12 protein-coding genes are annotated in these 16,391 nt (G+C 63.6%); 11 read left to right on the top strand and 1 reads right to left on the bottom strand.

Going from position 1 to position 16,391, the window contains the following annotated elements; translation table 11 throughout:
* The first annotated feature begins 530 nt into the window (after positions 1–530).
* From FA94_RS15790 to FA94_RS15750, 9 genes are all read left to right on the top strand, one after another.
* Positions 531–1,544 carry a helix-turn-helix domain-containing protein gene (locus FA94_RS15790; RefSeq protein ID WP_035552805.1) on the top strand — a complete coding sequence of 338 codons (1,014 nt, stop codon included), beginning with the start codon at positions 531–533 and terminating at the stop codon, positions 1,542–1,544.
* Between the two features lie 88 nt (positions 1,545–1,632).
* Complete coding sequence (locus tag FA94_RS15785) at positions 1,633–3,237, top strand: sugar phosphate nucleotidyltransferase (RefSeq protein ID WP_035552803.1); 1,605 nt, start codon at positions 1,633–1,635, stop codon at positions 3,235–3,237.
* 132 nt (positions 3,238–3,369) lie between these two features.
* Positions 3,370–4,755 carry an undecaprenyl-phosphate glucose phosphotransferase gene (locus FA94_RS15780; protein ID WP_035552800.1) on the top strand — a complete coding sequence of 462 codons (1,386 nt, stop codon included), beginning with the start codon at positions 3,370–3,372 and terminating at the stop codon, positions 4,753–4,755.
* Between the two features lie 71 nt (positions 4,756–4,826).
* Positions 4,827–5,966, top strand: a complete 1,140-nt coding sequence (locus tag FA94_RS15775; RefSeq protein WP_035552799.1) for a polysaccharide biosynthesis/export family protein — start codon at positions 4,827–4,829, stop codon at positions 5,964–5,966.
* A 49-nt stretch (positions 5,967–6,015) separates the two neighbouring features.
* Complete coding sequence (locus FA94_RS15770; RefSeq protein ID WP_035552796.1) at positions 6,016–8,250, top strand: polysaccharide biosynthesis tyrosine autokinase; 2,235 nt, start codon at positions 6,016–6,018, stop codon at positions 8,248–8,250.
* 81 nt (positions 8,251–8,331) lie between these two features.
* Entirely contained in the window at positions 8,332–9,450 is a 1,119-nt protein-coding gene (gene gmd / locus FA94_RS15765) for a GDP-mannose 4,6-dehydratase (protein ID WP_035552795.1), read from the top strand.
* 5 nt (positions 9,451–9,455) lie between these two features.
* Positions 9,456–10,412 carry a GDP-L-fucose synthase family protein gene (locus FA94_RS15760; RefSeq protein WP_035552793.1) on the top strand — a complete coding sequence of 319 codons (957 nt, stop codon included), beginning with the start codon at positions 9,456–9,458 and terminating at the stop codon, positions 10,410–10,412.
* A 94-nt stretch (positions 10,413–10,506) separates the two neighbouring features.
* The gene (locus FA94_RS15755; RefSeq protein ID WP_035552792.1) at positions 10,507–11,649 is read left to right on the top strand and encodes a glycosyltransferase family 4 protein; all 1,143 of its coding nucleotides are present in this window, start codon (positions 10,507–10,509) and stop codon (positions 11,647–11,649) included.
* 55 nt (positions 11,650–11,704) lie between these two features.
* Positions 11,705–13,036, top strand: a complete 1,332-nt coding sequence (locus FA94_RS15750) for a glycosyltransferase WbuB (RefSeq protein ID WP_035552790.1) — start codon at positions 11,705–11,707, stop codon at positions 13,034–13,036.
* 32 nt (positions 13,037–13,068) lie between these two features.
* On the opposite strand, the gene FA94_RS15745 is transcribed toward FA94_RS15750, so the two are convergent.
* The gene (locus FA94_RS15745; protein WP_035552788.1) at positions 13,069–13,563 is read right to left on the bottom strand and encodes a hypothetical protein; all 495 of its coding nucleotides are present in this window, start codon (positions 13,561–13,563) and stop codon (positions 13,069–13,071) included.
* A gap of 185 nt (positions 13,564–13,748) precedes the next feature.
* Here FA94_RS15745 and FA94_RS15740 point away from each other — a divergent pair, with 185 nt between their 5' ends.
* Both FA94_RS15740 and FA94_RS15735 read left to right on the top strand, forming a co-directional pair.
* Positions 13,749–14,369 (top strand): DapH/DapD/GlmU-related protein, encoded by a 621-nt coding sequence (locus FA94_RS15740; RefSeq protein ID WP_035552786.1) that lies wholly within the window; start codon positions 13,749–13,751, stop codon positions 14,367–14,369.
* Between the two features lie 228 nt (positions 14,370–14,597).
* Positions 14,598–16,337, top strand: a complete 1,740-nt coding sequence (locus FA94_RS15735; RefSeq protein WP_035552784.1) for an FAD-dependent oxidoreductase — start codon at positions 14,598–14,600, stop codon at positions 16,335–16,337.
* Positions 16,338–16,391 lie beyond the last annotated feature (54 nt).

Raw genomic sequence — 16,391 nt, 5'->3', positions numbered from 1 at the left:
CCAATAACAACCAATTAAATAATTTTGCAGCGCTGTGAAGTGCTTATATTAGGCGATGCTTTTCGTTAATGCGGTTCCCTGTTCGTATCGTCAGAAGAAAGTCGAATTGGCGTCAGGCAGGCGAATGCTGAAGCAGTAAAGCAAATTGTACTCGCTGATCATTTATCACAAGAAAAAACGGCTTCAAAACGGTCAAATGTCGGTTGAAAATAAATTGTAGCTTCGGTATTTCGAGTGGTTGCCGTATGTGTGCTGGCGAACGAAATGGCGTTTTTATTTGCATTAACATTCGCAGAACGCCAATTCTTTCATATGTCGAATCGGCAATTAATTCGCTGAAAATTCGGACCGGGAAGAATTGTTCCGAAAATCACTGGCTGGTCACCCCATTCGCACGCCAACATGTCTGCTCTATCGGTCATGGCGGCTAAATGCTTGATTTACGGTGACTATGATGCACTGCACAGAGCCGGCCTCTCTGTGTGGCCGTTCAAGGTGAAAAGTAGATCCGTTTTATGACGAGGATGACTATGACCTGCGCGAGTCTCGAGTCTGCAATGCTGCGCTGGGTGCACGCTCCGAACAAGGGAATGCGTCGCATCGCGATACTGATGTTCAACGACTGTTCGCTGCAAGGCGCGGGCGTCGTTGCCGAGGTGTTTCAGGTGGCGAACGAACTGGCTTCGTCCGGCTCTGGCGGCTGGCTGTACGACGTGTCGTTCCTGTCGGCCGACGGCGGCATGGTGACTTCGTCGTCCGCGCTGCGGGTCTGGACCGACGGGCTCGACGCGAGGCATTACGGCGGCTTCGATGCGTTGTACGTGGCGGGTGGCAAAGGCGCCTTCGCTGCCGCCGGCGACGAACGCCTGATCGCCTGGTTGCGCCGGGTGCGCCGCAACACCGGCATGATCCGGCCGATCGCCGAAGGGCGCGCGTTACTCGACGCCGCTTACCTGCCCGACGGCAAAGAGAGCGGCGAATTCGGCCAGCAATCGGCCACCACGCGTCCAACAGAATCCGGCACGAACGCCAGCACCAACGCAAACCCCAACGCCGACGCCGGCGACCGCCTCGAATCGATGCGCAGCGCGCTCGCCATGATCAAACGCGATCTGGGCGGCGGTGCGGCGCGCACGGTGGCCGAACGCCTGCTCGCCGATTCCTGCTCGAACCTCGCGCCGCTGCTCGGCGAAGACGGCGGCCTGAGCCCCGGCGACAAGGTCCGCGCGGCGGCTCGCTGGCTGCAGGAAAACTGCCAGCAGTCCATTTCGATCGCCGACGCCGCGCAATTCGCCGCGATGAGCGAACGCAACTTTCTACGTCGCTTCAAGATGGAAATGGGCATCACGCCCTCGAGTTTTCTGTTGCACGAACGCCTTGCGGTGACCTGCAGTCTGCTGACCGAATCGGAATTGCCGGTCGACAAGATTGCGCGGCGCACCGGCATGGGCAACGGTGACCGCCTCGCGAAAGTGTTCCGCAAGCGGATGAGAATTTCTCCCACCGAGTTCCGGATTCAAAGCCGCCGCATGGTCGGCGAATAGCGCAGACAAGGCCAGCCACAAGGCCGCGCGTCGCGTGGCCTGCGGAAAGTATTTCCGTCGATTTTAGAGAACGATAAGGATTGGAACTATGTTGACCCAGGGAGTTGTGAGCGCTGCGTCGGCCGGGCCGAACGGTGCAGTTACCGAAGCGGCCGGAGCGCGTTGTGCGCGCATCGTCCCGGTGATTCTCGCCGGTGGTTCGGGCACGCGGTTGTGGCCCGTGTCGCGCGAGAACTATCCGAAGCAGTTGATCGACGTGGTCGGTTCCGATTCGCTGCTGCAAGCCACCGCGCGTCGCATGAACGGCTTTCCGTCCGGCTGGAAGGTCGACGCTGCGCCGATCATCGTGTGCGGTGAGGAACACCGCTTCGTGATCGCCGAGCAACTGCACGCCAACGGCGTCGAAGCACGGCTGGTGGTCGAACCGGCGCGCCGCGATACGGCGCCCGCGTTGACCTTGGCGGCCTCGCTTGCGTGCGCGGACGGCGACGACGCGATTCTGATCGTGATGCCGGCGGATCATTCGATTGCGGATATCGCCGCGTTGCAGGGCGCGCTGGAAAGCGCGGCGCGCTACGCGGAGCAAGGCGCGATCGCCACGCTGGGGGTGCCGCCGACGCGGCCCGATACCGGCTTTGGTTATATCCGTATCGGCGCTGCATTGGGCGACGGCAGCCACGCGATCGACGGTTTCGTCGAGAAGCCCGCGGAAGAAATCGCGGCGCAATACGTGGCGGCGGGAACCTACTGGTGGAACAGCGGCATCTTCATCGTGCGGGCTAGTGTGTGGCTCGACACGCTGAAGCGTTTGCAGCCGGACATGCATTCGGCGTGCGAGCGCGCCTTCACCGGCGGCAAGACGGACGGCGCGTATTTCCGTCCGTTGCTGGAAGCGTTTCTGAGCGCACCGGCCGATTCGATCGACTACGCGGTGATGGAACGGCTGACCGAGACCGATGCGCCCGCAACGGAATCGGCGGACGGCTCGAACGTGAGCGACATCACCGCGAACCCGACCGCAAGTGCCAGCACAACCGCACCGTCGAATCCCTCCGGCGTCGTCGTCAAACTCGACGCGGGCTGGTCCGACCTCGGTTCGTGGGACGCCGTCTGGGCCGCGATGGACAAAGACGCCAACGGCAACGCCGGGCGCGGTCGCGTGACGTTCGAAGGTGCGGTGTCGAGCTATGCGCACTCCGAAGGCCGGCTGGTCGCCTGCGTCGGCACTACCAACGTCGTGGTGGTCGAAACCGCCGATGCCGTGCTGGTAGTCGACCGCTCGCACGTGCAGGACGTCAAGGGGCTGGTGTCGCGCATCAAGGCGCAGCACGCGCCCGAAGCCGACGCGCATCGCAAGGTCCGTCGCCCGTGGGGTTTCTACGATTCGATCGATCACGGCGAGCGCTTCCAGGTCAAGCGCATCGTCGTCTCACCGGGCGCGCAACTGTCGCTGCAACTGCATCACCACCGCGCCGAACACTGGGTCGTGGTGCGCGGCACGGCGCTCGTCACGCGTGGCGAAGAGACGTTCCTGCTGAGCGAAAACGAATCGACCTTCATTCCACTCGGCACCCGCCACCGGCTCGAAAACCCGGGCAAGGTGCCGCTCGAAATCATTGAAGTCCAGTCCGGCACCTATCTCGGTGAGGACGACATTGTGAGGTTCAACGACAACTACGGCCGCTGCCCGTGAGAAAACGCGGGTCGTTCCGCGTCTTCTCATCGCAGGGGAATCGGGCGGGCCAGCGCCCGATCCGGCAGCGTTCGTCAGCAATAAGGCCAGGACTCATTCGCGAACAAGAACGTCAGGAACGAGGTAAGCAAAATGCGCAAGTTTCAGGATTTGCTCGCGCGAGTTTTCGATGTCGCGTTGGTGTTGGCGGGGGCGGCGGTCGCGTCGCAGATCCGCTTCGATTACCTCGCTCAAACCGGGTTCTATTGGGCGCTCGTGATGTTTTGCGCCGCGTTCGCACTGGCCATCTTCCCGGCTTTCGGGGTCTATGAATCGTGGCGCGGCCGCTCCAAGCTTCAACTGGCCGGTCAGGTTTCGCTCGCCTGGCTGATGGTGCAAGCCTCGGCACTGGTGCTGATGTATTCGCTGCATCGCGCGGACTTCGTGTCGCGTTTGTGGTTCTCGTACTGGACCGCGGTGACCGGCGGCCTGATGATCGCCTACCGGCTGATCGCCCATGCCGCGCTGGCGCGTGCGCGCGGCGCCGGCATGAATCTGCATCAGGTCGCGATTGTGGGTAGCGGCTCGCAGTGCGACGCGATTCTGCGCCGTATCGACTCCGCGCCGACCACCGGTTTTCGCGCGACCGCCGTGTACAACACGCGCCCGGACGTGGCGCCCGTGACCGCCGCGCGCGTACCGGTGTTCGACAAGGTCGACGCGCTCGCCGAGTACATCCGCACCAACGACGTCCACGAGTTGTGGCTGATGCTCTCGCTTACCGAAGAGCCGCTGATCTGCTCGCTGATCGGCGAGTTCCGCGACGACCTGGTGAATATCCGCTTCATGCCGGACGTGCGCAGCCTCGCGCTGTTCGAAGGCAGCGGCGTGATCGATCTGCTCGGCGTGCCGGCGATCAATCTGGTGGCGTCGCCGCTCTCGGCCAGTTCCATGCTGAAGAAGGAAATCTTCGACCGCCTGTTCGCGGCCAGCGCGCTGCTCGGTCTCGCGCCGATTCTGCTGGCGATCGCGCTCGCGGTGAAATGCTCGTCGCGCGGACCGGTGCTGTTCAAGCAGAAGCGCAAGGGCGCCGACGGCCGCGTCTTCACGATCTACAAGTTTCGCTCGATGCGTCTGCACACCGAGGCCAAAGGCACGATCAGCCAGGCCACGCGCCATGACGCACGCGTCACGCGAGTGGGCGCTTTCCTGCGCCGCACGAGCCTCGACGAACTGCCGCAATTTTTTAACGTGTTGCGTGGCGACATGTCGGTCGTTGGACCGCGTCCCCATGCGCTCGAGCACGACGACCTCTATCAGAAAGTGGTTGCCGGCTACATCAATCGCTACCGCATCAAACCGGGCATTACGGGTTGGGCGCAGATCAATGGTTTTCGTGGCGAAACGGACCGCATCGAAAAGATGGAGCGTCGCGTCGAACATGACCTGTATTACCTGGGGCATTGGTCGTTCGCACTCGACATGCGGATCATCGGCGCGACGATCGTTGCCGGACTGGTGCATCGAAACGCTTACTAAGAAGTAGTTAACAAGCACGCTTGGCGCGACCTCCTCTGAGGACCAACGCCGTGGCGCAAGGAGGAAACATCATGAGCTCGCTTGGTATACGCACGGGAAGTCTCCTGGTTTTCGCTACTGCAACACTGCTGTCCGGATGCGGAAGCGTTCCGGGCCAACGGATGATCACGCCGGCCGCCATTCAGGACACGGGTGGGGATTACAGCACCGATCCCTCGGCGCAACAGCAGATCCCGATCACCGATATCAATCTCGCGCTGCTGCGCAAGATGAACACGATGCAGACGTCCACGACGCTGCCGCCTCAGACCGTGGCGCTGTTCGGCAAGCCGACCGCGTACAAGGTCGGCCCGGGCGACGTGCTGCAGATCGTCGTGTGGGATCACCCGGAACTGGCCGCCGCGCTCGGGCAACCCGCGCAGAACGCCAAGACCACGGACGCCGCGCCCGGCTTTCTGATCGACGAAAGCGGCGACGTGCAGTTTCCGTACGCCGGGACCGTGCATGTGGCCGGCAAGGACGTCGCGGCGATCCAGAAGGAACTGCATCGCCGTCTGAGCAACGTGTATCAGAAGCCGGAAGTGACGGTACGGGTCGCCTCGTTCCGTAACGCGCAGGTCTACGTGGACGGCGAAGTGCGCACTCCTGGCGCGCAATCGCTCAACGACATTCCGATGTCGCTGACCATGGCGATCAGCCAGGGCGGCGGCTTCAGCCCGAATGCGGACCGCAGCCGCGTTGATCTGATCCGCAACGGCGTCACCTATCAGATCAATGTGGACGATCTGATCAAACGCGGCCGCAATCCGTCGGACATCTATCTGCAAGCGGGCGACATGCTGCGCGTGGCCTCGCGTGAAGACAGCGGCGTGTATGTGATGGGCGAGGTCAACAAGCCCGCGACCATTCTGCCCATGCGCAACGGCTCGCTGACACTGTCGCAAGCCATTTCCGACAGCGGCAGTTTCGATTCGAACACGGCGGCGGCTCGCCAGTTGTTCGTGATCCGTAACTCGATGAGCGATTCGCCGCAGGTCTATCACCTCGACGCCACGTCGCCGGTGTCGATGCTGCTCGCCAATCAGTTCGAGCTGCAACCGAAAGACGTCGTGTATGTCGGCCAGGGCGGACTGGTCCGCTTCAACCGTGTGCTGAACCTGCTGCTGCCGGCGATCAACGCGGCCGTGACAGGCGCTGTCCTTGCGAAATAAAAAACGTACAAATTGACCTTGAACCGCCGGGCTTTGTTGGGTGAAGAAAATGGCAATCAACTTCGAAAATCGCTACACCGACGTGTCCGGACCGGACGAGCTGCACTTGTCGGACTATCTGCGAACGATCGTGCGCGGCTGGCGCACGATCGTGATGGTGACGCTGATCGCGCTCGCGCTGGGGTGCGCGTACGCCTTCCTCGCGCCGCCGACGTATCGCGCGGATGTGCTATTCCACGTCGAGGACAAGACGGCGAACAACAACGCGAACGGCAAGGATTCGTTGCCGCCGCTCACCGGCATGTTCGACACCAAACCGTCGACCGCCGCCGAGATCGAGTTGCTGAAGTCGCGGCTCGTCACGGAAGAAACCGTCAAGACGCTGCACCTCGACATTTCGGCCGCGCCGCGCTACATGCCGCTGATCGGCGGCATGATCGCGGGGCTGGTGAACGGGCAGTGGGGATTCAAGCTGCCGCAGTTCATCAACCTGTCGGGTTATGCATGGGGTGACGAGAGCATCACGGTGTCGCAGTTCGACACCTCGAAAGAGATGTACGACACGACCTTCACGCTGATTGCCGGCAGCGACAATTCATATGTGCTGCGCGACAAGAACGGCATTGCGATCCTGTCGGGCAAGGTGGGCGAGACGGTGCAAACCGATACCGCCGACGGCCCGATCGCGCTGCACGTCGACAAGCTGGTCGGCGCGCCCGGCTCGCGTTACGAACTGACGCGCGCGTCGACGCTGAGCACGGTGGACCGCCTGCAGAAAGCGCTAGTGGTGCAGGAAACCACGCTGCAGTCCGGCATCATCCGCGCGAGTCTCGAAGGCGGCGACAGCGGCCTGACCGCCGCGATCGTCAACAGCATGGCGCGCGAATTCGTCAAGCAGGACGTGGAGAGCCGTTCGACCGAAGCCGAGCACATGCTGGCTTTCCTCGATCAGCAATTGCCGGGCTTGCGCAAGGAACTCGACGACGCCGAGCAACGCTACAACAAGTTCCGCAACACGCACGGCACGGTCGACCTTGGTGAAGAAAGCCGTCTGCTGCTGCAGCAGATCGTCGACAACAAGACCAAGTTGATGGATCTGCAACAGCAACGCGCTGAGATGTCGCAACGCTTCACCGCGAATCACCCGGCGGTGGCCGCGCTCGACGCACAGATCGCCGCGTTGCAAGGCGCAGCCGCCAACATGAATCGCAGCGTGGCGGTGATGCCGGACACGGAGCAGACCGCATTGCGTCTGTTGCGCGATGTGCATGTCGACACCGAGCTGTACACCAACCTGCTGAACAGCGCGCAGCAATTGCGCGTGGCCAAGGCCGGCCAGGTGGGCAGCGTGCGCGTGGTGGACTTCGCTGAAGCGCCCGACGAACCGGTGCGGCCGAAGCGCGTGATCGCGATTCTGATCGCGCTCGGCGGCGGCCTGCTGCTCGGCATTCTGCTGACCTTCTTCAAGCGCGCGATGTACGGCGGCGTGGAACGCCCGGACGAACTCGAGGCGGTGCTCGGCGTACCGGTGTTCGCGGTCGTGCCGCGCAGCCAGACCCAGTTGCGTCTGCAGGAAAACGTCATGCTGCGCCGCCGTGGTCTGCACGTGCTCGCGCAACAGGCGCCGGAAGATATCGCGGTGGAAGGCGTGCGCAATCTGCGCACCTCGTTGCAGCTCTCGCTCGATCACGCCGAGAACAACGTCGTGATGATCACCGGCTCGCGGCCCGATACCGGCAAGTCGTTCCTGTCCGTGAATCTCGCGGCGCTGGTGGCGTCGGCGAACAAGCGCGTGCTGATTATCGACGGCGATATGCGGCGCGGCGACGTGCACTCGCACTTCGGCATCGGCCATCAGCCTGGTTTGTCCGACGTGCTGAGCGGCGGCGATCTGATGTCGATGGTGCAGCGCGACGTGCTGCCGGGCCTCGACGTGCTCGCCAAGGGCACGCTGCCGTCGCATCCGTCCGAACTGCTGATGAGCAAGCGTTTCGAAACGATGCTCGAAGAACTGAAATCGCACTACGACCTCGTGATCGTCGACACGCCGCCGGTGCTGGCGGTGACCGACTCCACGCTGATCGGCAAGCACGCGGGCACCACGCTGCTGGTGGTGCGCCATGGCCGCCATCCGCTCAACGAGATCGCCGAAACGGCCAAGCGGCTGCGCAACGGCGGGGTCGGGCTCAGAGGGGTGCTGCTGACCGATGTGCCGCAGGAAGGCGCGTTCCTCGGTTCGGGCTATCAGGGCGGGTATTACGGGTACGACAGCATTGCAGGTTGACAACGGAGCCCGCCGCGGACCCTTCAACCAGGCGGCGGGCGCCGGGACTTAAATCTAAAAGCTCACACGAGGAGTCGCTCCATGGAACGCAAGGTCGCGCTGATCACCGGCATCACCGGACAGGACGGGTCGTATCTGGCGGAGCTGTTGCTCGCCAAGAATTACGACGTGCATGGCATCAAACGCCGGTCGTCTCTGTTCAATACAGACCGTATCGATCACCTTTACCGCGATCCCCACGATCCGGACCAACGGCTTTTTCTGCACCACGCGGATCTGACCGACTCCACCAGCCTGCTGCGCGTGATTCAACGCGTGGAGCCCGACGAGATTTATAACCTCGCGGCGCAAAGCCACGTCGCGGTGTCGTTCGAGGAACCGGAATACACCGCCAACGCGGACGGCCTCGGCGCGCTGCGGATTCTTGAAGCGATCCGGATTCTCGGGCTGGAAAAGAAGACACGTTTCTATCAGGCTTCGACCTCGGAACTGTACGGCCTCGTGCAGCAGGTGCCGCAGTCGGAGACCACGCCGTTCTATCCGCGCAGCCCTTATGCGGTCGCCAAGCTGTTCGCGTACTGGACCACCATCAATTACCGCGAAGCCTATGGGCTCTATGCGTGCAACGGGATTCTGTTCAATCACGAATCGCCGGTGCGGGGCGAGACCTTCGTGACGCGCAAGATCACGCGCGCAGTGGCGCGGATCGCGGTCGGCATGCAGAAGACGCTTTATCTCGGCAATCTGTCCGCGCTGCGCGACTGGGGCCATGCGCGTGACTACGTGGAGATGCAGTGGCGCATGCTGCAACAGGAGATGCCGGAGGACTACGTCATCGCCACCGGCGTGCAGTACAGCGTGCGGCAGTTCGTGCAGCACGCGGCGGCGGAGCTGGGTGTGACCGTGCGCTTCGAAGGCAGCGGCGTGGATGAAGTCGGCATTGTCGAGAAGGTCGAAGGGCGCGAGATCAAGATGTCGCCCGGCGACGTGATCGTGCGCGTCGATCCGCGCTACTTCCGGCCCGCCGAAGTCGAGACGCTGCTCGGGGATCCGTCGAAGGCGCATGCGAAGCTCGGCTGGAAGCCGACCACCTCGTTCGAGTCGCTCGTCAAGGAGATGGTGCGCTCGGACTATCAGATCGCGAGACGTGACGCGCTGGTCACGCTGGCCGGATTCACGGCGCTGGAACATCACGAGTAACGGCCATGAACCAACAAGCACGCATTTTCGTCGCGGGCCATCGCGGCATGGTCGGCTCCGCGCTGATGAGGAAACTCACCGCCGCGGGGTATCCGAACGTGATCACCCGTTCGCACGCGGAGCTCGATCTCACGGATCAGGCCGCCGTGCAGCGCTTTTTCGAAACCGAACGGATCGACGTGGTGCTGCTGGCCGCCGCGCGCGTGGGCGGCATTCTCGCCAACGCGACGCGCCCGGCCGAGTTCATCTATCAAAACCTGGTGATCGAAGCCAACGTGATTCACGCGGCGTATCGCGCGCAGGTGGAGCGGCTGGTGTTCTTCGGCTCGTCGTGCATTTACCCGAAGCAATGTCCGCAGCCGATCCGCGAGGAGTATCTGCTGACCTCGCCGCTGGAGCCGACCAACGACGCGTACGCGATCGCCAAGATTGCCGGCGTCAAGCTGTGCGACGCCTACAACCGCCAGTACAACACGCAGTACGTCGCGTTGATGCCGACCAATCTGTACGGCCCGAACGACAACTACGACCTGGCCAGTAGCCACGTGTTGCCGGCGCTGCTGCGCAAGGCGCACGAAGCGCGCCTGAGCGGCGCGGCGAGCTTGACGGTGTGGGGCTCGGGCACGCCGCGCCGCGAGTTTCTGCATGTCGACGATCTGGCCGCCGCGACCTTGTTCATGCTGGAACACAACGTGACGGAAGGGCTGTTCAACGTCGGCGTCGGCGAGGATCTGTCGATTCGCGAGCTGGCCGAATGCATCTGCAAGGTGGTGGGCTTCGAAGGCGAACTGGTGTTCGACGCCTCGAAACCCGACGGTACGCCGCGCAAGCTGCTCGACGTCTCGCGGCTTGCGCAGATGGGCTGGCGCGCAACGATCGGGCTTGAAGAGGGTATCGCGGCCACGTATAGGGAATTCGTCGAACTGCACGCCGGCTCGAGCGCCGCCGCGTTGCAGGCATAGCCGCGCGACAGCGGCTGTTGGCAATGCCTCAAACGCAGTGCGTGCGCGGACCGCGCCACGCATGCATGGACGACTTTTTTGGAGTGGCATACACATGACCGCGTCAGTCACGATCTTCCACAACGTCGTATGGTCGCGCCATAAGGGTGTGGTGTTCTCCGCCCTGCATAACATCTCGGCGTCGGGCGCGATCCGCTATTCGATGGTGCAGATCGCCGATACCGAGCATGACCGGATCGGCTTCTCCGACGTGGACTACTCGTTCCATCGTTATCCGATGCAGAAACTCTTCGACGGCTGCTACGAAGACGTGCCGAGAATGAAGCTGATCGCCCGGCTCACGTGGGAAGTGCTGCGTGCCAAGTCGGATCTGATCGTGCTGCCCGGTTATCACCGCCCGGAATACTGGGCGATGCTGGCGGCGTGCATCGTGACCGGCAAACGGCGCGCGGTTTTTTGCGATTCCACCGCGCGCGACCGGCCCAAGAAGCTGCTCACGTCGATCCCGAAGCGGGTGTTTTTCTCGCTGTGCGACGGCTATTTCGGTTTCGGCGAACGCAGCCGCGAGTATCTGCTGTCGCTCGGGGCGAAGCGCGACAAGATCTTCGTGCCGTGCCAGGCGGCCGCGCTACCCGGCTCGTTTTCGCCGGAGCGTGCGCTGGTCGAGCGGGTCGCCGCGCGTGCCGGTAATCCGCCGGTGTTTCTGTACGTCGGGCGGCTCTCGGAAGAAAAGGGCATCGGCACGCTGATCGAAGCGTTCGCCGGTTTGCGGCGGCGTATTCCCGCGGCGAAGCTGCGCATTGTCGGCACCGGACCGATGGCCGAGGTGCTGCATGCGAAGGTGGCCGAGCTCGCGCTCGAAGACGCGGTGACGTTCGCCGGCAGTTTGCAGGACGAGCCGCTCACGCGCGAGTACTACGGCGCGACCTGCATGGTGCTGCCGAGCTATAGCGAACCGTGGGGGCTGGTGGTCAACGAGGCGCTCGCGCACGGTTGCCCGGCGGTGGTCAGCGAGAGTTGCGGTTGCGTGCCGGAACTGGTGATCGACGGCGTGAGCGGTTATGCGTTTACAGCGGGCGACGTGGCCGGCTTGCAGCGCACGATGCTCAAGGCCATGGAAGCCTTCGCCGACGCCGGCGGCACCGCACATCGTTGCATGGACGTGATCCGCCGTTTCGATCCGCCGTCGGCCGCCGCGAATATTGCCCGAGGCTGTGCCCTGATGTTGAGCGATTGACGCGCGCTGTTGCGGCGTCGCGCCTGTGAAGCCCTAACCTGTTCTGGCAGCCATAATGAAGATCCTGATCTACGGCATCAACTACGCGCCGGAACTGACGGGGACAGGCAAGTACACGGCGGAAATGGCCGTGCTGCTAGCCCGCAGGGGGCACGAGGTGCGTGTGGTGTGCGCACCGCCTTATTACCCGGAGTGGCGCGTGACGGCGGGCTACGCGGCGTGGCGCTATCAGCGCGAAATGCGCGACGGCGTATCGCTGTGGCGCGCACCGCTGTGGGTGCCGTCGCGGCCGAGCGGCCTGAAGCGCATGGTGCACCTCGCGAGCTTCGCGCTGAGCTCGCTTCCCTTGATCGCCTGGCAGGCCGTATGGCGTCCCGACGCGGTCATGCTGATCGCTCCCACCTTGATGTGTGCGCCCGCCGCGCTGACGCTCGCACGCGTTACCGGCGCGCGCGCATGGCTGCACATTCAGGACTACGAGGTCGACGCGGCATTCGAACTGGGCCTGCTGAAAAGCCCGCGCGGCGCGCGTTTTGCGCGCTGGATCGAAAGCACGCTGTTGCGGCGGTTCGATGCGGTGTCGTCGATCACGCGGCAGATGAGCGCGCGCGCGGCGGCCAAGGGTGTGGCGCCTTCGCGCATTGTTTGCCTGCCGAACTGGGTCGACGTGTCGGCGATTTTTCCGCTCTCGCGCGCCAGCGACTATCGCCGTGAACTGGGGATTCCCGCCGGGCAGAAGGTGGTGCTGTACTCCGGCAACATGGGCGCGAAGCAGGGGATCGAAACGCTCGCCGACGCGGCCGTGATGCTGGCCGAGCGGACCGATCTCACGTTCGTTTTTTGCGGCAGCGGCGCGGCGCGCGAAAGTCTGCTCGAACGTTGCGCGGGCTTGAGCAACTGCATTTTCATGCCGTTGCAGCCCACCGAGCGTCTGAACGAATTACTCAATCTCGCCGACATTCACGTGCTGCCGCAACGCGGCGACGCGGCGGATCTGGTGATGCCGTCCAAGCTCACCGGCATGTTCGCGAGCGGCCGTGCGACCGTGGCCATGGCGCGTCGCGGCACGGCGCTCTACGAAGCGGTCGCGCCGCGCGGTGTGGTGGTGCCGCCGGACAAAGCCAAGGCGCTGGTGGCGGCGCTCACCATGCTCGCGGGCGATGCCGAACGTCGTGCGGCACTCGGCAAGGCCGCGCGCAGTTATGCGGAGCGTGCGCTCTCGCCGGAGGCGACGATCCGCACGTTCGAGGAGCGCCTGGGTGGACGTGAAGACGCACCACGCGAACGGGTCAAAGCCGAAGCGCCGTTTTTCGGTGCTCGGCATTCGACCGCGGCGGCCCGGCGCCGGCGCAAACCGGCCACGGCGGAGGAAGCCGCGCCGGATTGATCCGGCAAGCGGCCCACGTCATGAATGCGCACTTACCACGGGGAACGATAGACGGCGTGCTTGCCCGTTGCGTACGGATCGGCGTACGTGTTCTTCACGGCGCCTTCGGGCGTCAGCCCGTCGGCGGCCTTGAGTTGCGGTCCTGCCTGGTCGGCCACCCGCAGTTGCGCCGCGCCGGGCGCAGGCGCCTTGCCGTTGCCCCTGCCGAGCGCTGCGGGTTGCGCGCCTTGCCCGCCACCCAGCACGGTCATGCGTTGTTCGTTGAGCAGGGCGGTGCGTTGCGCGTCGTCCGTATCGCCTTGCTGCATGTCGGCGGTGCCGTAAGGACGCGGTGCGCCGAGCAGGGTTTGTTCGCTGGTGCGCTGTTTGGCGCGACGATCGACGGGTGCTTGCGGGAGGGTGCCGTACCTCGTGCCGGCGTTAGCGGCCGGTGCGGGATTGTTCTGCGCGAATGCGAGTGCCGGTACGACGCTTGCGCTAAGTGCGAGAAACAGCCAGGTGGCGGGTTGCCGAAGCGAGTTGTTCATTGTGGTCCCCCGGGTGATGCGGTCACGGTACAGCTATCGTGCGCCATCCATGCCGCGCGTAGCCGCCAAAACGCTTGCCCACACGGCCACGCCACAAAGTCGCGCAAGGCGCCGCAACATAATGTAAGGAAACTGCAGTGTGGCCTGCAATCTGTTTACCACCGTTCGTGGTTCGGAGAAAGCTGATGGGTAACGTTGCCGACGATCCGCAGATCGGATGTGCTCCGCAAGCCGAAGAGGCGCACGAAACAGGTCGTGTCATCGACCTGAGTCTCGCTGGAAAAGGCAACTATCGCGCGGCGCGCGGCCCGCTGATCGAACTGATCTGGTTCGTGCTCGAAGCTTGCGTGATCAACAACAAACTGCTGCCGCTGTCGGCGGTGCGCGTCGCGCTGTTACGCCTGTTCGGCGCGAAGATCGGCAACGGTTGCCGGTTCGTGCATCCGATCCGCGTAAAGGCGCCTTGGAATCTCGAAGTGGGCGACAAGTGCTGGTTCGGCGTGGACGTGTGGATCTACAACCAGGCGCCGATCCGCATCGGCTCGAACGTCTGCATTTCTCAAGGCACGTTCCTGACCGCCGGCTCGCACGATATGAGCGGCACGATGGATTTGCAGGTCGCGCCGATCGTTATTGAAGACGGGGTGTGGATCACCTCGAAGTGCGTCGTGCAGATGGGTGTGACGATCGGCCGTTCGGCGGTGGTGACGCCGTTGTCGGTCGTGCATCGTTCGCTCGAAGCCGAGGGCGTGTATGGCGGCAATCCGTGCCGTTTCATTCGGAAACGGTTTACTTCAGTGACCTGAACCACAGACATAGAACCGCAGCGTTTTTACGCTGAGGAGGCCGAAGTCGTGCTGTCCGGAACATGCCGGGCGCCGCCATGGGAACGCCGATGCCGTCCGGTCGACGCCCGCGGCGACGCCGACGGCGCCGGGTCGCGACGCGCGCGTGAGTCTGCTTGGCCGATCCGGGCGGGTCGGCAAGCGCCAGGGACGCACGCCGGAAATGCATGAAGAAGACGGGAGCAGGGGATGTTTATCGACACTCGTACGGTTGCTCAGAACACGGTCATTGACACGACGGTCTGCATTATCGGTGGGGGCGTGGCCGGCATTACGCTGGCGCTCGAACTGTCGAGGGCGGGCGTGGACGCCTGCATGCTCGAGAGCGGCGGCTTCGGTCCCGACGACGAAACGCGCGACCTCTATCGCGGCGAAAATGCCGGCTTACCGTACTCGTTCGCGGATGGCTCGCGCAGCCGTTATTTTGGCGGCAGCAGCAACTGTTGGGGTGGCTGGTGCCGTCCGCTCGATCCGTGGGACTTCGAGAAGCGCGACTGGATTGCGCACAGCGGCTGGCCGTTCGGTCTCGACGAACTCGCGCCGTACTACGCGCGCACGCATGAACTGCTGAAGCTCGGCCCGCAGAATTTCGACCCCGCTTACTGGGAACGCGAGATCGGTCGTCCCGACGTGCGCCGCCTGCCGCTCTCGACCGGCGACATGCGCGACACGGTCGCGCAGTTCAGCCCGCCGGTGCGTTTCGGCAAGGTGTATCGCGACGAGCTGTCGCAATCGTCGCGGGTGCGCGTGTACCTGCATGCGAACGTGTTGAACATCGACGCCAACGCCGACGGCACCACGATTACCGGCGTGAAAGTCGGCACGATCAGTGGCCGCCGCCTCACGATGCAGGCGAAGATTTTCGTGCTGGCGACCGGCGGGATCGAAAATGCGCGCCTGCTGCTCGCGTCGAACGACGTGCAGGCGGCCGGCCTCGGCAATGCGCACGATCTGGTGGGCCGCTACTTCATGGATCATCCGCGCATGATGTCGGGCAAGGTCCGCTTTCGTCCGGGCAACGCGCGCAACAAGCTGTACGACATCAAGTATCACTACCAGAACGCCGCGGTGTCGGCGCACGGCACGAAGATCTCGTCGCAGTTCGCGCCGAAGCAGGAATGGATGGCGCGCGAGAAGCTGCTGAATTCCCGCGTGTGGCTCTATTCGAAATGGTACGGCGAGGGCAGCGCGGGTTCCGAAGCGCTGATCCATTGCAAGGAAGCATTGTTGCAGAAGGATCAGCCCGGGCGCAGTTTGAAGCGGGACATCGAGACGATGATCGCGCATCCGCTGGATACCGTGGGTTACGGGTTGACGCGCCTGCTGCAATGGCCTGCGTTGATCACCGACGTGACGCTGCAGGCGATCGTCGAAGCCGTGCCCGATCCGGATAGCCGCGTCACGCTGTCGGCCGATAAACGCGACCGCTTCGGCATGCCGCGCGTGCGGGTCGAGTGGCGTCTGGGCGACCAGGTGCAACGCACGTTCGACAAAACCTTCGCGCTGCTCGCGCAGGAGCTGCAACTGGCCGGCGTCGCCGACGTGCAACTCGACGCGCCGCTCGAAGGCCGCGCATGGCCGACGAAGCTGGAGGGCACGTGGCACCACATGGGCACCACACGCATGCACGACTCGCCGCGCGAAGGCGTGGTGGATCGCGATTGCAAGGTGCATGGCATCAGCAATCTGTATGTGGGCGGCAGTTCGGTGTTTCCGACGGTCGGCGCGAACTTCCCGACCATCACGATCGCCGCGTTGTCGTTGCGGCTCGCGGGTCATCTGGTGCGTCAGCTCGATGTGCCGGATATCGTCGGCAACACGCGGGCGGAAGCGGCCAACAGCGCGATGATGTCGATTCAGGCGACGCCGCAGGTCGAGGTGCTACCCATCGCGGCGTCGACGCTGACGTCGTTGATGAAGGAGCAGTGACGCCTTCGTGCGGTTGAATCGGGTCGGGTGAGCGTTGGAAAAAGTAAGGCGCGC

The sequence above is a fragment of the Burkholderia sp. 9120 genome (assembly GCF_000745015.1).
Classification (GTDB): domain Bacteria; phylum Pseudomonadota; class Gammaproteobacteria; order Burkholderiales; family Burkholderiaceae; genus Paraburkholderia.
The sequence above is the reverse complement of the archived record's forward strand: the minus strand, read 5'-3'. Positions and strand labels throughout refer to the sequence as shown.

Coding starts and splice junctions, on each gene's coding strand:
- FA94_RS15790 (WP_035552805.1), top strand. CDS start 531: ATGACCTGCGCGAGTCTCGAGTCTGCAATGCTGCGCTGGGTGCACGCT.
- FA94_RS15785 (WP_035552803.1), top strand. CDS start 1,633: ATGTTGACCCAGGGAGTTGTGAGCGCTGCGTCGGCCGGGCCGAACGGT.
- FA94_RS15780 (WP_035552800.1), top strand. CDS start 3,370: ATGCGCAAGTTTCAGGATTTGCTCGCGCGAGTTTTCGATGTCGCGTTG.
- FA94_RS15775 (WP_035552799.1), top strand. CDS start 4,827: ATGAGCTCGCTTGGTATACGCACGGGAAGTCTCCTGGTTTTCGCTACT.
- FA94_RS15770 (WP_035552796.1), top strand. CDS start 6,016: ATGGCAATCAACTTCGAAAATCGCTACACCGACGTGTCCGGACCGGAC.
- gmd (WP_035552795.1), top strand. CDS start 8,332: ATGGAACGCAAGGTCGCGCTGATCACCGGCATCACCGGACAGGACGGG.
- FA94_RS15760 (WP_035552793.1), top strand. CDS start 9,456: ATGAACCAACAAGCACGCATTTTCGTCGCGGGCCATCGCGGCATGGTC.
- FA94_RS15755 (WP_035552792.1), top strand. CDS start 10,507: ATGACCGCGTCAGTCACGATCTTCCACAACGTCGTATGGTCGCGCCAT.
- FA94_RS15750 (WP_035552790.1), top strand. CDS start 11,705: ATGAAGATCCTGATCTACGGCATCAACTACGCGCCGGAACTGACGGGG.
- FA94_RS15745 (WP_035552788.1), bottom strand. CDS start 13,563: ATGAACAACTCGCTTCGGCAACCCGCCACCTGGCTGTTTCTCGCACTT.
- FA94_RS15740 (WP_035552786.1), top strand. CDS start 13,749: ATGGGTAACGTTGCCGACGATCCGCAGATCGGATGTGCTCCGCAAGCC.
- FA94_RS15735 (WP_035552784.1), top strand. CDS start 14,598: ATGTTTATCGACACTCGTACGGTTGCTCAGAACACGGTCATTGACACG.